The organism is Bdellovibrio sp. (assembly GCF_036384735.1).
GTDB lineage: Bacteria > Bdellovibrionota > Bdellovibrionia > Bdellovibrionales > Bdellovibrionaceae > Bdellovibrio.
Window position 1 is genome coordinate 1 of sequence record NZ_DASVLT010000046.1, and the last position, 14,445, is coordinate 14,445.

Annotated in this window: 13 protein-coding genes; 10 read left to right on the plus strand and 3 right to left on the minus strand. The window is 46.1% G+C overall.

What is annotated here, in order from left to right; all coding sequences use genetic code 11:
* The 5 genes from dnaJ to VF412_RS13100 all read left to right on the plus strand — a co-directional run.
* The coding region (dnaJ, locus tag VF412_RS13080; RefSeq protein WP_331339701.1) for a molecular chaperone DnaJ at positions 1-977 on the plus strand (977 nt) is incomplete at its 5' end.
* A gap of 277 nt (positions 978-1,254) precedes the next feature.
* A complete protein-coding gene (gene dnaK, locus VF412_RS13085) occupies positions 1,255-3,171 on the plus strand; it encodes a molecular chaperone DnaK (RefSeq protein WP_331339702.1) in 1,917 nt (638 codons plus the stop codon).
* Between the two features lie 235 nt (positions 3,172-3,406).
* Positions 3,407-5,344 (plus strand): acetate--CoA ligase, encoded by a 1,938-nt coding sequence (gene acs, locus VF412_RS13090; protein ID WP_331339703.1) that lies wholly within the window; start codon positions 3,407-3,409, stop codon positions 5,342-5,344.
* Positions 5,345-5,357: 13 nt separating this feature from the next.
* Complete coding sequence (locus VF412_RS13095) at positions 5,358-5,885, plus strand: DUF6580 family putative transport protein (RefSeq protein WP_331339704.1); 528 nt, start codon at positions 5,358-5,360, stop codon at positions 5,883-5,885.
* Between the two features lie 94 nt (positions 5,886-5,979).
* Positions 5,980-7,044 carry a tRNA-dihydrouridine synthase family protein gene (locus tag VF412_RS13100; protein WP_331339705.1) on the plus strand — a complete coding sequence of 355 codons (1,065 nt, stop codon included), beginning with the start codon at positions 5,980-5,982 and terminating at the stop codon, positions 7,042-7,044.
* Between the two features lie 93 nt (positions 7,045-7,137).
* On the opposite strand, the gene VF412_RS13105 is transcribed toward VF412_RS13100, so the two are convergent.
* Genes VF412_RS13105 through VF412_RS13115 form a run of 3 tightly spaced genes read right to left on the minus strand, consistent with a single transcriptional unit; the run spans position 7,138 to position 9,662 of the window.
* A complete protein-coding gene (locus tag VF412_RS13105; RefSeq protein WP_331339706.1) occupies positions 7,138-8,571 on the minus strand; it encodes a trypsin-like peptidase domain-containing protein in 1,434 nt (477 codons plus the stop codon).
* Positions 8,572-8,579: 8 nt separating this feature from the next.
* Positions 8,580-8,831 (minus strand): DUF1844 domain-containing protein, encoded by a 252-nt coding sequence (locus VF412_RS13110; protein WP_331339707.1) that lies wholly within the window; start codon positions 8,829-8,831, stop codon positions 8,580-8,582.
* Between the two features lie 18 nt (positions 8,832-8,849).
* Positions 8,850-9,662, minus strand: coding sequence for a M48 family metalloprotease (locus VF412_RS13115; RefSeq protein ID WP_331339708.1), 813 nt, complete (start codon positions 9,660-9,662; stop codon positions 8,850-8,852).
* A gap of 322 nt (positions 9,663-9,984) precedes the next feature.
* Here VF412_RS13115 and VF412_RS13120 point away from each other — a divergent pair, with 322 nt between their 5' ends.
* The 5 genes from VF412_RS13120 to VF412_RS13140 all read left to right on the plus strand — a co-directional run.
* The gene (locus VF412_RS13120; protein WP_414640842.1) at positions 9,985-10,959 is read left to right on the plus strand and encodes an AAA family ATPase; all 975 of its coding nucleotides are present in this window, start codon (positions 9,985-9,987) and stop codon (positions 10,957-10,959) included.
* Positions 10,959-11,828, plus strand: a complete 870-nt coding sequence (locus VF412_RS13125) for a DUF58 domain-containing protein (RefSeq protein ID WP_331339710.1) — start codon at positions 10,959-10,961, stop codon at positions 11,826-11,828. The genes VF412_RS13120 and VF412_RS13125 overlap by 1 nt, the downstream gene beginning before the upstream one ends.
* A 2-nt stretch (positions 11,829-11,830) precedes the next feature.
* Positions 11,831-12,733 (plus strand): hypothetical protein, encoded by a 903-nt coding sequence (locus VF412_RS13130; RefSeq protein WP_331339711.1) that lies wholly within the window; start codon positions 11,831-11,833, stop codon positions 12,731-12,733.
* Positions 12,730-13,740, plus strand: coding sequence for a VWA domain-containing protein (locus VF412_RS13135; RefSeq protein WP_331339712.1), 1,011 nt, complete (start codon positions 12,730-12,732; stop codon positions 13,738-13,740). The genes VF412_RS13130 and VF412_RS13135 overlap by 4 nt, the downstream gene beginning before the upstream one ends.
* On the plus strand, positions 13,740-14,445 hold a 706-nt coding region (locus tag VF412_RS13140), incomplete at its 3' end, for a vWA domain-containing protein (RefSeq protein ID WP_331339713.1). The genes VF412_RS13135 and VF412_RS13140, both read left to right, overlap by 1 nt.

The following is a 14,445-nucleotide window of genomic DNA, read 5'->3' on the forward strand; positions in this document are numbered from 1 at the left end:
TTAAAGAGGCCGCTGGCGCTTATGAAATTTTGAGTGATCCGCAAAAGCGCGCCCAATACGATCGCTTCGGTCACGCCGCATTTAGTGGTGGGCGTGGTGGAGGCAGTGCGGGCTTTCAAGACGTCGAAGATATTTTCTCTCATTTCGGAGATATTTTTGGAGACTTCTTTGGTGGCGGTGCTGCCGGTGGGGCTCGTCAACGTCGTTCACGCAATGAACCACGTCGGGGGGCAGATCTTCGCTATGTGACTGAAGTAAGTCTTAAAGACGTTATTTCTGGATTAGAAAAGGAAATCGAATTCGACACAGACGAATCCTGCAAAGACTGTAAAGGATCGGGTGCAGAAAAAGGCTCTCATCCAGAAACATGCCCGATGTGTAACGGCTCGGGACAAGTGGTCCGCTCGCAAGGTTTCTTTGCCATGGCTTCGACATGTCCTACATGTCATGGCAACGGCACGATCGTAAAAAATCCCTGCAAAACTTGTAAGGGAAAGGGACGCACAACTCAGCATAAAAAAATCCGTTTGAACATTCCTCCAGGAGTCGACACAGGCACACGCTTGAGAGTCGCAACTGAAGGTGAAGGTGGATATCTAGGCGGTCCTCCAGGAGATCTTTACGTAGAGATTCGCGTGAAGCCTCATCAAAACTTTGAACGCCGTGGGGAAGATTTATTTGCAGAACTTTCTATTCCCTATGTGCAGATGTTGTTGGGTGCTGAGATTGAAGTTCCAACGGTCACTGGCAAAGCGAAATTGGAAATTCCCAAAGGTGCTCATCCAGGTGACAACGTGAAATTGTCGAATGAAGGTTTGCCTTCATTGCGCGGCAATCGTCGTGGCGACATTTACTTCCATGTGAATGTGCAATTCCCAGATAAGTTGAATAAAGAAGAAGAAAAAGCATTGCGTGAAATCGCAAAATCTCGCGGCCTCGATGTAAAACCCGAAGGCGGTTTCTTTAAGAAAAAGTAGAGATGAAATAAAAGCCCTGGGCATGAAGGGTTGCACCAGGGCTTCTAGAGGGTCTTAGTTTGTGTTTTGTTTTTTAAGAGAGGAGCGAGAAGCCATAATGGCCTAAGCTGACCTACAACACTAGTTAAACCTCTGTAACATATTGATATTATTTATTAAAGATGTGTCATGAAAGTTTTGCTTAAAAAGTGAGGTCCTGACCTTGACGAAGTCACTTCAGGCCCCACATTTAATTTAGCTATATATAGATATCCAGGAAGATTTAAGGAGATTAGGTATGGGTAAAATTATTGGTATCGACTTGGGGACGACAAACTCATGCGTCGCAATTATGGAAGGCGGAGAGCCAAAAGTTCTTGTGAATGAAGAGGGCGCGCGTACCACTCCATCCGTTGTAGCGTACACAAAAGACGGTGATCGTCTTGTAGGACAAATTGCAAAGCGTCAAGCTGTTACGAATCCAGAGAACACAATCTACTCTGCGAAACGTTTCATCGGTCGCAGATTTGAAGAAGTTCAAGATGAAATCAAACTTGTTCCTTACACTGTAGTTGCTAAAGGCAATGACTGTGCATTCAAGGTTCAAGGTAAAACGGTTTCTCCGGAAGAAATTGGTGCCGCAGTTTTGGCAAAACTTAAAAAGGTTGCTGAAGACTATTTGGGCGAACCAGTGACTGAAGCCGTTGTGACGGTTCCAGCTTACTTCAACGATGCGCAAAGACAGGCGACAAAAGATGCCGGTCGCATCGCGGGTCTTGATATTAAACGTATCATCAATGAGCCGACTGCAGCAGCGCTTGCCTACGGTTTGGATAAGAAAAAAGAAGAAAAAATCGTTATCTATGACTTCGGTGGCGGTACGTTCGACGTATCTATCCTTGAAGTGGGTGACGGTGTTGTCGAAGTTCGCGCAACAAACGGTGACACTCACTTGGGTGGTGACAACTTCGATACGATTATCTTGGAATGGCTGATCACAGAGTTCAAAAAAGACCAAGGTATCGATTTGAAAAACGATAAAATGGCATTGCAACGTCTTAAAGAAGCAGCTGAGAAAGCAAAAATCGAACTTTCTTCTGCTCAAGAGACTGAAATCAACTTGCCATTCATCACGGCTGACCAAACAGGTCCGAAACATCTTCAAATGAAGTTGTCTCGTGCGAAGTTTGATCAAATGACTGAAGACCTTGTAAAACGTTCGATGGAGCCTTGCCGTAAAGCTTTGGCTGATGCGGGCTTGAAATCCAGCGAGATCGACGAAGTTATTTTGGTGGGTGGTTCCACTCGTATTCCTGCGATTCAAAAAGCAGTGAAAGACTTCTTCGGTAAGGAACCAAACCGTACTGTGAACCCTGATGAAGTGGTTGCAGTAGGTGCCGCTGTACAAGGTGGTGTCTTGGCGGGTGATGTGAAAGACGTGTTGTTGCTAGACGTAACTCCGCTTTCACTTGGTATCGAAACTTTGGGTGGTGTGATGACTGCGTTGATCGAGCGCAACACGGCGATTCCTACTAAGAAATCACAAGTGTTCTCGACTGCAGCAGACAACCAACCAGCGGTAGACATCCACGTTCTTCAAGGTGAACGTAAGATGGCTGGCGACAACAAAACTTTGGGCCGCTTCGAGCTAGTGGGTATTCCACCAGCACCACGTGGTGTTCCTCAAGTTGAAGTGACTTTCGATATCGATGCGAATGGTATCTTGCACGTATCTGCGAAAGATATGTCTTCTGGTAAAACTCAGCAGATCAAAATCACTGCACAAAGTGGTTTGTCTGAAGAGGAAATCAAAAAGGCAGTTCGCGATGCTGAGGGCCATGCGGATGAAGATAAACGTAAAGCTGAAGCAGCAACTCAAAGAAACAACTTGGACAACCTCGTTTACCAAACAGAGAAGTTGATCAAGGACTCTGGAACTCAGTTGCCTGAAGCTGAAGTGAAGTCTGCAAACGATGCGATCAGCGAAGCTAAGAAAGTTCTTGAAAACAAATCAGCAAGTTCTGATGAGTTGAAAGGTGCTTTTGAAAGATTGCAAAACTTGACTCACAAATTGAGCTCTGACTTGTACAAAAAACAAGGCGCTCAAGGTGGCGGCGAAGCTGGCCAACAAACTCAAGAAGACCACAGTGGTGGCCCTTCTGAGAATAAAGGCGGCGACGACGTGATCGATGCTGACTATAAAGACGTCAACTAAGACTGATCTTGCAAAGCCCTGGGGAAACCCGGGGCTTTTTTTTGCCCAAAATACAAGGTGCCGGCAACTTTTGACTCTCTTTGGGTCGATGTTTCAAAAAGATTTGCAGGAAAAAAATGAGCCCACCGACGGAGGGTGGATTTTTTAGCTTTCAAATGATTAATGAGCTAATTAGCGTTTGACGACCTCTCTAAGAGGACTAGGATTATATTTAGAATATAAACTCGAGGTCCTTATGCACAAAGACATTTATCCGGTCGATCCTTCTGTTGAAAAGCACGCCATTATCACGCAGAAGAAATATCAAGACATGTATGAGCGTTCGATGAAAGATCCGGAAGGCTTCTGGTCTCAAGAAGCGGGTCGTCTTGCTTGGTTTGAAAAATGGAAGACCGTTAAAAACACCAGCTTTAACAAACCAGTCAGTATCAAATGGTTTGAAGGCGGAAAACTAAATGTCTCTTACAACTGCATCGATCGGCACTTGGCGAAGGATGCAGATCGTGTGGCCTTCATGTGGGAGGCTGACAATCCTCAAACGCCCACGAAAAAAGTCACTTATAAGCAGCTTCATCAAGAAGTATGTCGCTTCGCCAACGTGCTCAAAAAGATGGGCGTAAAGAAGGGCGATGTTGTTACGATCTATATGCCGATGATCTTGGAATCGACTTATGCGATGTTAGCATGCACCCGCATTGGCGCGATTCACTCGGTGATCTTTGGCGGTTTCGCTCCTGACTCAATTTCTGATCGTGTGATGGATGGCGATTCTAAATTTATCATCACCGCAGATGCGGGCTACCGTGGGAGCAAAGTCATTGCCTTGAAAGAAAATATCGACAAGGCATTGGATAAAGCTCCGATTGTGCAAAAGGTATTAGTGGTGAAATACGCAAATACTCCCGTGCAAATGAAAGCGGGGCGCGATCTTTGGTATCACGATGAAGTGAAAACGGTGAGCGATCAATGTGAACCAGAGAAAATGGATGCAGAAGATCCACTATTCATTCTTTACACCTCTGGCTCAACAGGAAAACCGAAAGGTGTGTTACACACGACGGCGGGTTATTTGCTCTGGGTTTCAATGACCCATGAGTATGTTTTCGATTATCATCGCGATGATGTGTATTGGTGCTCAGCAGACGTCGGCTGGGTGACGGGTCACAGTTATATCGTGTATGGGCCGTTGGCCAATGGTGCAACGTCAGTGATGTTTGAAGGTGTACCAAATTATCCAACGCCATCTCGTTTCTGGGAAATCGTTGATAAATATAAAGTTTCGATTTTCTATACGTCTCCGACCGCGCTTCGCTCTTTGATGCGTGAGGGAGATCAGTTCGTTAAACATACTTCGCGCAAAAGTTTACGCATCTTGGGAACGGTCGGAGAGCCCATCAATCCCGAGGCTTGGGCGTGGTATTACAACGTTGTCGGTGAAGGCCGTTGTCCTATTATGGATACATGGTGGCAGACGGAAACGGGCGGTCACATGATCACTCCAATTCCAGGTGCGATTGCGGAAAAACCTGGTTCAGCGACGTTGCCGTTCTTTGGTGTAAAACCAAAGCTTCTCACCCAAGAGGGAAAAGAAATTGCTGGCGCGGGTGAAGGAGTGCTTGTCATTGCCGATTCATGGCCGGGACAAGCGCGCACGGTTTTCAAAAATCATCAGCGTTTCGAGGAAACTTATTTTTCGAACTATCCGGGGTATTACTTCACGGGGGATGGTTGCCGTCGCGATGGAGATGGTTACTACTGGATCACAGGTCGGGTGGATGACGTCATCAATGTTTCGGGACATCGCCTGGGAACTGCGGAAATCGAGTCGGCACTTGTCGCGAATCCTCGCGTGGCAGAGGCCGCTGTTGTTGGGTATCCACATGATATTAAAGGTCAGGGAATTTACGCCTTTGTGACGTTGAAAACGGGAGAAGTTGCGTCAGAGGAAGTAAAAAAAGAATTGGTGCTAACGGTTCGTCAAGAGATCGGGCCGATCGCGACTCCAGATCTTATACAGTGGGCGCCGCGCTTGCCAAAAACTCGCTCGGGTAAAATCATGCGTCGTATTTTGCGGAAAATTGCAGAAAACCAACCGGATCAATTGGGCGATGTCACAACTTTGTCTGAGCCTGGTGTGGTTCAAGAGTTGGTAGACAACCGTATGAATAAGTGATAATTTTGGCGCCATGACTACACGCACAACTACATATATGACGATTGTTCTTATGGTTCTTGCAGCGGCTTTCAGTCGCTTGATTCCTCATCCGTGGAATTTCACTGCGATTGGGGCGATGGCATTGTTTGGTGGAGCTTACGTTCCTTCTAAACGTTTGTCTTTGATCGTACCTCTGGCGGCATTGTTCTTGAGCGATCTTGTTTTGGGCTTCCACTCTACAATGTTGTTCGTTTATGTGCCGTTCATCGCGATGACAGTTTATGCGTGGACGTTGCGTGACAATAAAAACATGGTGCGTTTGGCGACGGCGGCGTTGTTCACAAGTTCCGTATTTTTCTTGGTTTCAAACTTTGGTGTTTGGGCCACTCAAGGAATGTATGCAATGACTTGGCAGGGGCTTATAAACTGCTACGTGGCTGCGATTCCGTTCTTCGATAATCAAATCATGGGTGATTTGTTCTTTACAGGCGCATTGTTTGGCGTTGCTGAAGTGTTGAAGAAAACAGTTCCGCAGGTTTTTGCGGCTCATACAGTTTAATTTATAAACGATATTTTTATGAAAAGGAGTTCATTGTTATCAATGCACTCCTTTTTTTATGCCCTGTTCGCGGGGCTGGTTTGGTCGACGAGTTATGAAAAAGAAATTGGGACTTCATCGTCCCATCCTCAATGGCAAAGTAAATTTCCCTCTGTGCCTTGCGCCGATGGTGGGACTTACTCACGTGGCATTGCGCGAAGTGGTGCGCGAGTATTTGCCTCAAGATGCTTACACTATCTGGCCAACTGAAATGTTGAACTCGCGGCGAGTGCCAGATGAAAACCTCGAAAAGACTCCTGAAACTTTGCGTGCGCCCCATGAAACCGGACTGGTTCCGCAAATTCTTGGCAATGAAGAAGAGCCCATCGCAAAAAGCGTGAAGCGTTTGATCGAATGGGGAGCGGAAGCCATTGACATCAATATGGGTTGTCCTGTGCAAAAAGCTTTGAAGCATAATTACGGTGTGGCCCTGATGGGGGATCCCGCTTATGCGGCGGAAGTTGTGCGCATGACGGTCAAAAACTCCACGGTACCTGTCAGTGTGAAGTTGCGTGCAGTGGGAAGTACAAAGGAATTCGACGAACTTTTGACATTCGTTTCAGGTCTTCGCAACTCGGGGGCGGCATGGGTGTGTTTGCATCCACGAACTGCAGCACAAAAACGCAGAGGCTGGGCTGATTGGGAGCAGATCAAACAACTTCACAGCGCAGTTGATTTTCCTGTCATTGGAAACGGTGACGTGCAAACGGTTGAAGATGCCGTCAACATGTTGACTGAAACGGGGTGTGATATGGCGATGGCAGGACGGGCATTGGCTGCGAGACCGTGGATGATGTGGCAACTAGGGGAAGATCTTGGGTTTGCTGCCCCCGTCGGAAAAGAAAATTTAAAAGCACCAAGAACTCCAGAGGAAGAAGGCGCCGAGTACGGTCACTGTCTTCTGAAGTTGATTCAATTATGTCGTCAGTATTTTGGTGAAGACCTTGGAATGCGCAAAGTGCGATTCTATGTGCGTACGACAAGCGTATGGCTGCCATTTGGAAATGCATTAACGGGCGTTTGTGCAAAAGCAAAAAACATGGATGAGATGAACGAAGGGGTCATGAAGTTTTTCTCGGTCCCTCACGAGATGAGTGCACGCACCGACCTTCGACAATAAAGGTAGATCACCACTCTGACTGATTTGAGCAGACGAAAAAATAAAAAAGGCTGAGATGACTCAGCCTTTTTTATTTTCAAATTTGAATTTCAACTACGGTGTTGAAATGTTGATAAGTTGAATGCGTGCATTGCGAGCGATGCGAATTGTATTGGAACCTTTTTTCAAGCTTCTTAAGACGTCTTTGGATGTTTCCACAACGGTCTTGTTCACGTCCAAGATCACGTCACCCACTGTCAAGCCTGCTTTTGCTGCTGCAGATTTTTCTTCAACACCGATAACCACAGGTTGCTTCATGTCGTCAGGTAAATTCCATTCACTACGAAGCGACTCGTTTGGATCCATCACAGTGAACCCCAAATTCAAAGGGGCTTTTTGACCTTGATATTTCTTAGCAGCACCTCTGATTTTATCCTCAGGACGATCCGCAACGAGCATCGTCAGAGTCACTGGCTTGCGATCACGAATGATTTTTACCTTCACGGATTTACCGATTGTGGAATCAGAAACAGCGTCTTGAAGCTCCAATGAGTTTGAAATAGATTTGCCGTTGAATTCCGTCACAATATCATATATTTTCGCACCGGACTTCGCAGCAGGGCCGCGAGGATCCAATTGCGTAATTACGGCGCCACGAACGTCACCCATTCCTAAGTAAGCTGCTGCGTCTTCATCTAAATCACCTAATGCAGTTCCGATGTAACCGCGGGCGATATGACCTTTGGTTTCAAGTTGTGTGATGATGGCTTTTAACTCATCAATTGGAATGGCAAAACCAATCCCTTGTGCGCGGGCATCAATGGCCGAGTTGACACCGATAACTTCACCTTTTGTATTGACGAGAGGTCCACCTGAATTGCCCGGGTTGATGCTGGCATCTGTTTGTAGAAGAGGAATTTTATTGATCTCGGTGATGCCGCGACCTTTTGAAGAGATAATCCCTTTTGTCATCGAGTGACCGTGACCAAATGGATTGCCGAAAGCTGCAACCCATTCACCGACTTGAAGATCTTTAGAAGAGCCAAGAACGGCATAAGGAAGTTTTTTTCCTTTTGGATCGATTTTCAATAAAGCGATATCTGTGCGATCGTCACTGCCGATCACTGTTGCTGAGTATGTGTCTTTGCTGCCTTCACTCAATTGAACAGTTACAGTGTCTGCGCCAGCGATAACGTGATTGTTGGTAACGATCAGGCCATCTTCGCGAATAATGAACCCTGTTCCAAGACCCATCATCTGCGGTTTTTTCTGCTGTTGTGGTTGTTGCATGCGAATGCCATAAAGCTGTTCAAGCATGTCCAACATCGGATCACGCATCATTGGGCCACCTTTTGGCATGGCTGCTGTCGATATATTCACAACGGCTGGATTGATAGCCCTTGCAAGTTCAACAAAAAGATTCGCTGGCAGCGGAGCGCTGAGGTTTAGCTTCGGCGCATCTTTAGGAAGCGAAGGGTTTTGCGCTTCAGCTTGCGCGGCAAGTGCAACAGAAAGGGAAGCGGACAGAACAAGGATTAACTTTTTCATGCGAACTCCTAGATTGAAACGAATTTCATCTGCAAATCACTGATTAAATTTTCAAGAAACTGAGTTTCATCGGCTGTTAGATTTCCCTTGGTCTTTTGTTGAAGAACTAAAAGAAGATCGATATTGAAGCGAGCCATTTGCTTGTCTTTGTGAACTTGCCCTGTTTGTGGGTCCGGGGAAAGTCCCATCGCCATCACCGCCGAAGACGCGATGGACATGATGAGGATCGACATTGATGCTTCCATTTTATCTTGTTGCATAGACACCTCGAAGAAAAATTAAATCGGGTAGTATCCCATTAGTTTTTGCAAGCGAACTTCAATCGGAGGATGGGATTTCAAAAACATATTTCTTTGCTTAAAGCCCTCTGGATTCACCATGAATAGATGACTTGTGCATGGTGGAATTGACAGAGGTTTCGTTTGTGCAAGACCCTCAAGCCTCCACAATGCTTCACCAAGACGTTGACGTTCGCCAACAAGCTGAGAGGCCATCAAATCATTTTCAAAGAATGATTTTTCACCGACGACAAGTTTAATGATCAACCAACCCACCGGCGAAAGAAGGGGACGGAAGAAACGCAAACGATAGGGAAGGAATGAATCTAAGAATTGGCCAAGACCCACAACAGAATTTGCCAAAGTGCTGCTGACGCTGAATGCGAAAGTATCAAGACGACGGATGTGACACAGTTGGTGGGCTACAACGGCTTCGACTTCCTCATCCTCCAGAGTTTGTAAAAGGCCTAAAGTGAATCCCAAAGAACCTTTTTTCCAAGAATGCCCCACAGAAAATGCATTCGCTGAAGATTCAGGAATCAAATAGACAGTGGGGACCGGTACGCCCAATTGTGCCGACAAGCGCTCGACACGTTCAAGCAAGCCCCACGCATCTTGGCCTTTAAGACGTTTTGCTTTGAGTTTTGCAAGGACGCGGCTTTCTCCATAAAAGAAAACCATAAAGTTTAAAAGCAGGGCGAGAAGAAAACCAATCATCAGACCCAGGCGTTCACCGAATTGGTAACCCAACACCAAAAGTGCCAATGAACTTGAAAGAATAAAGACCCAGACTTTTGTACTAGTATTCTGCATACAAAATTTTTCCCACTTTCCATGCTCCTTGGCAAGCCCAGGGCGGTAGTGCGGCAGGTTTTCAGGATTAAGAACTGCCAAGGCTCCTAAGTGTGACGTAACATAACGAACCTGGCCATTCCCAGAGAGATTTCGATACGACGAGCTATAAGTCCAAACCCTTCAGGTCTTCTTGCGGGGAACCAATTATCGTTTTGAAATGTTAGAGTTTAGAGTGCGTGCCAAAAGGTATTGAATCCAAGGCGCGCTGACGAGGAGTAACGAAGGGGGCTATCCTTTGGGGCGCACTTCTGTGGAGGACATCGTGAGTGAAGTTGACATAATGGCCCTTAATGCCGCTATCAAACAGGAAAGCCAATTCATCGAAAAAATGATGGCGGAAATCAACAAGGTCATCGTTGGCCAAAAAGAGATGGTCGAAGGTATCATGATGGGATTGTTGACGGGCGGTCACATCCTGCTCGAAGGTGTTCCGGGGCTTGCGAAAACGTTGACGATCTCGACGGTTTGTAAATCCATCTCGCTTGATTTCCAACGTATTCAATTTACGCCGGATTTGTTGCCGACGGATTTGATCGGTACGATGATCTTTAATCCAAAATCAGGAGAGTTCGCTCCTCGTAAAGGCCCCATCTTCACGAATATCGTTCTTGCCGATGAGATCAACCGTGCGCCCGCAAAAGTGCAATCCGCACTTCTCGAGGCCATGGCCGAAAAACAAGTCACTATCGGTGAAGAATCCTACAAACTTGCAAATCCATTCTTGGTTCTGGCGACACAAAATCCACTCGAGCAAGAAGGAACTTATCCACTTCCCGAAGCGCAGATGGACCGCTTCATGTTTAAGATCAATGTTGTTTATCCGCATAAAGGTGAGGAACTTGAAATTTTGAATCGCATGGGAACGGATCACAAACCTGTCGTGAATCCTGTGATTTCGAAGGAAGACTTGCTTCGTGCAGCGGCTCGTGCAGATCAAATTTACGTTGATAACAAAATCAAAAACTACATTGTTGAACTTGTGATGGCGACTCGTAAGCCGGCGGAATACGGTTTAAGTCGTATCGCAAACTTGGTCAATGTGGGCGGTTCTCCGCGTGCCACTATTTGTTTATTTAGAGCGGCGAAGGCTCACGCGTTCTTGCAAGGTCGCGGTTACGTGACGGCAGAAGATGTAAAAGCCATTGCTTACCATGTGATGAGACACCGTCTGATCCTGACTTACGAAGCAGAGGCAGAAAATATCAAGTCTGATGACGTGATCAAAGAGATCTTGAGCCAAATTGAGGTGCCATAGTGAGTTTACCTCCTGAGGTCTTAAAGAAAGTTAAACTCTTAGAGATCAACACAAGAAAACTTGTGAATAATCTCTTTGCTGGTGAATACCATACGGCCTTCAAAGGTCAGGGTATGACTTTCGCTGATTTCAGGGAGTACGTTCCCGGTGATGACATTCGCTCGATCTCGTGGCCGCTGACTGCGCGCACGGGGAAACCTTATATCAAGACTTACGAAGAAGAGCGTGAGTTGACGCTGATCCTGGCTGTCGATGTCAGCGGTTCCAGTGATTTCGGAACAGGGCCTTACTTTAAAGGCGAAGTGATGACTCACTTGGCGGCGCTGCTCGCGTTTTCGGCCGTGAAAAATAACGATCAAATTGGTTTGTTATTGTTCAGCGACCAGGTTGAACACTTTGTTCCTCCGAAAAAAGGTCGTGGCCATGTTCGTCGTCTGCTGCGTGATTTATTTTATTATAAACCAAAAAGTCATCGCACTAAAATTTCTGCGGGCCTGAGCTTCTTGCAAGGGGCGGTGAAGAAACGCGCGACGATTTTTGTATTTAGTGATTTTATGGATCAGGGCTTTGAACAGAGTCTTCGTCTATTGGGAAGAAAACATGATGTGGTGGCATGTGTCGTCAACGACGCTGCCGAATATTCTTTGCCACGCATGGGCGTGATCGAAGTGCAAGATGCTGAAACCGGCGAAATTGTGACTGTCGATACGTCTTCACCCAGTTTCCGACAGGAGTACGAAGATGCAGTTCTAAAGCGCAAAGAGCAACGCGATCGTTTGTTGCGCTTGTCGCAAGTAGAGCGCGTTGATGTGAAATCCAGCGAGGATTATGTGGACCCTCTCGTGGCTTTCTTTAAGAAGAGAAAATAGTAATGGCTATTCAGTGCAGAGTCGAAATTCCTAAAGTTGAAGGACTCAAAGACGGCGAAATGACGGTGGGTCGTGTGGCTCATTTGCTATGCGAAGGGGAGTTCCCTAAAGACGTCAACGCCAAGAAATTGCACTTCGTAAAAACTCCGGAACAAAAGTATCTGATTCATCTTTTAAGGGCTGATTTTACCTCGCCAACTCAGGCTGATTTCACGGTGACGGGTTATGTGGCGGGTGAAATCAAATGGCCTGACTTACAAATGACTGACGGCACAGCATCATTCAGCTTAGGCCCTATGATGTATGATGTAATGACTGTGATTCCAAAACCAGATCCAAACGCTCCGTCGATTCCAGGACAAACAGCAAAGCAAGAACCCTATGGTCCTATCGGACCTGCGGAACTGCCAGTGCCTCATCTGTACTGGATTATTTTAGTTTCTGTGATTGGATTGGCTGCGGCTTTGATCATTTTCAAAGTTGTCAGAGTCATCCAACGTCGCAATATGATCGAGCGTTTGAAAGAGCACGATTCAGCATTGTCGCCATTGCATCAATTCCATCAAACCATGCGTAAGCTTCAACGCTCCAACCCGGCTTTCTTTGGTGGCACGGTCAATGAAGCGGACGTGCAATCTGCCATGGAAGAAATGCGCCTGATGTTGCGACTGTATTTGACTCGCAAATTTAAAATTCCAGCGATAGAGTGGAGTGGGCGTTTAATTATCAAAGATATTAAGAAACGCCATCGCAAAGTTTATTCTGAAGTGGGTCATGATCTTCAGGCTTTGATTAAAGAGTTCCAACATGCCTTTGAAAATAAGCAAAAGGTTACAAGCAGCGACGTTGTGAATATCGCAAAGCGTACGCGCAGTGTGATTGAAACGATAGAAGGTATCTCATGATCTTTCATTCGTACGCGGCATTTTGGCTTATTCTTCCGTTAGTGCTTTTGTTGGTGTGGACTTTGTGGCGCAGAAAGAAAAGAACTCCCACTTTACAATTTGGTTCGGTAGAGGTTCTAAAAACAGTGACGCCCAGTGTGCGCACTCGTTTGATGCATTTGCCATTGTTGTTAAAATCCTTGGGTATTGTCTTTGCGATTATTGCATTGGCCCGTCCACAGGAAATGAATACAAAAATTAAAAAGAACGTCGAAGGTATCGATATCGTCATCTGCTTGGATATTTCAGACAGTATGCTGATTGAGGATATGAAACCGCTGAACCGTTTGGAGGCTGCGAAAGATACGTTGAAGCGTTTCATTCAAGGCCGTAGTTCAGACCGTATTGGTTTGGTGATCTTTGCCGGTGAATCCTTCACCGTTGTGCCGCCAACATTGGATTATCAGTTGATCTTGCAACGTGTGGAAGAGATCACAACGGCTCAACAAGCTCGTATCAAAGATGGCACAGCAATCGGTGTGGCCCTTGCGAACGCAGCGGGTCGTCTGAAGGATTCAACTGCAAAAAGCCGCGTGGTTATCTTCATGACGGATGGTGAGAATAACAGTGGTACTATTGATCCAGAGACGGGTCTTGAGATTGCTAAAGGTTATGGCATCAAGATCTATTCGATCGGTATCGGTCATGATGGTCCGACGAAAATCCCAATTTACACGCGCGATATTTTTGGCCAGAAAGTAAAAACCTATCAGCCATTTGATAGCACAGTAAATGAAGATCTTTTGTCGCGCATGGCGAAAGACACAGGCGGTAAATACTATCGCGCTTCAAAAGAAGACTCGTTGGTAGGGATCTTTAAAGACATCGACTCTTTAGAGAAAACGAAAATTGATATTAATAAATTCACAAACTATACAGAGAAATTTCCGCCGTACCTGGTGATGGCCATTATTTGCTATTTGGCGGGTTTGATTTTGGGACGCTCTTGGTTAAGGAGGGTGCCATAATGTTTAGATTTGAAAATCTATCGGCCTTTAATTATTTGTGGGTTATTCCTTTTATCATTATCTTGGGATTTATTTTCGATCGTCGCTCAAGAAAGCGCATGGAAGCGGCGATTGGTTCGCGATTGTATCCGTATCTTTCAAGCTCTGTTTCTAAACGCAAACGTTCTGTGAAAACCGTTTTGCAAATTTTGACTGTGTTCTTCTTTGTGGTGGCGCTCGCTCGACCTCAAGCAGGGCAAAGCAAACAAGAAGTCAAAAGCGAAGGAGTGGAAATCATCTTTGCCGTCGACGTTTCTGAAAGTATGGAGGCGGAAGACGTGAAGCCATCACGGTTGGCCCAAGCAAAGACTGAACTGAGTCGTTTGGTGGACATGATGCCGGGAAATAAGATCGGCGTTCTTGCGTTTGCGGGATCTGCGGCATTGCTTTCTCCGATCACGAATGATCCAGGTGCCGTGAAAATGTACCTAGATTCTTTAGATACAAATTCAGTATCGTCTCAAGGGACAAACTTCCAGGAAGCTTTGGCGACAGCAAAAGAAGCCTTTGATCGCGGAGGTGTCGGAACGGATGATACCGTGAAAGTCACTCGTGTCATCATCATGGCATCTGATGGTGAAGATCACGAGCCGGGCGCCATTGAGGCCGCGAAAAAATTGACGGATGAAGGCATTCGTATTTTCACCGTGGCCTACGGAACTGAAA

Bases quoted from the DNA above. Each gene is read 5' to 3' on its own strand.
- VF412_RS13130 (WP_331339711.1), top strand. From the start codon at position 11,831: ATGGCTATTCAGTGCAGAGTCGAAATTCCTAAAGTTGAAGGACTCAAA.
- VF412_RS13095 (WP_331339704.1), top strand. From the start codon at position 5,358: ATGACTACACGCACAACTACATATATGACGATTGTTCTTATGGTTCTT.
- VF412_RS13105 (WP_331339706.1), bottom strand. From the start codon at position 8,571: ATGAAAAAGTTAATCCTTGTTCTGTCCGCTTCCCTTTCTGTTGCACTT.
- dnaK (WP_331339702.1), top strand. From the start codon at position 1,255: ATGGGTAAAATTATTGGTATCGACTTGGGGACGACAAACTCATGCGTC.
- VF412_RS13100 (WP_331339705.1), top strand. From the start codon at position 5,980: ATGAAAAAGAAATTGGGACTTCATCGTCCCATCCTCAATGGCAAAGTA.
- VF412_RS13120 (WP_414640842.1), top strand. From the start codon at position 9,985: ATGGCCCTTAATGCCGCTATCAAACAGGAAAGCCAATTCATCGAAAAA.
- VF412_RS13110 (WP_331339707.1), bottom strand. From the start codon at position 8,831: ATGCAACAAGATAAAATGGAAGCATCAATGTCGATCCTCATCATGTCC.
- acs (WP_331339703.1), top strand. From the start codon at position 3,407: ATGCACAAAGACATTTATCCGGTCGATCCTTCTGTTGAAAAGCACGCC.
- VF412_RS13135 (WP_331339712.1), top strand. From the start codon at position 12,730: ATGATCTTTCATTCGTACGCGGCATTTTGGCTTATTCTTCCGTTAGTG.
- VF412_RS13115 (WP_331339708.1), bottom strand. From the start codon at position 9,662: ATGCAGAATACTAGTACAAAAGTCTGGGTCTTTATTCTTTCAAGTTCA.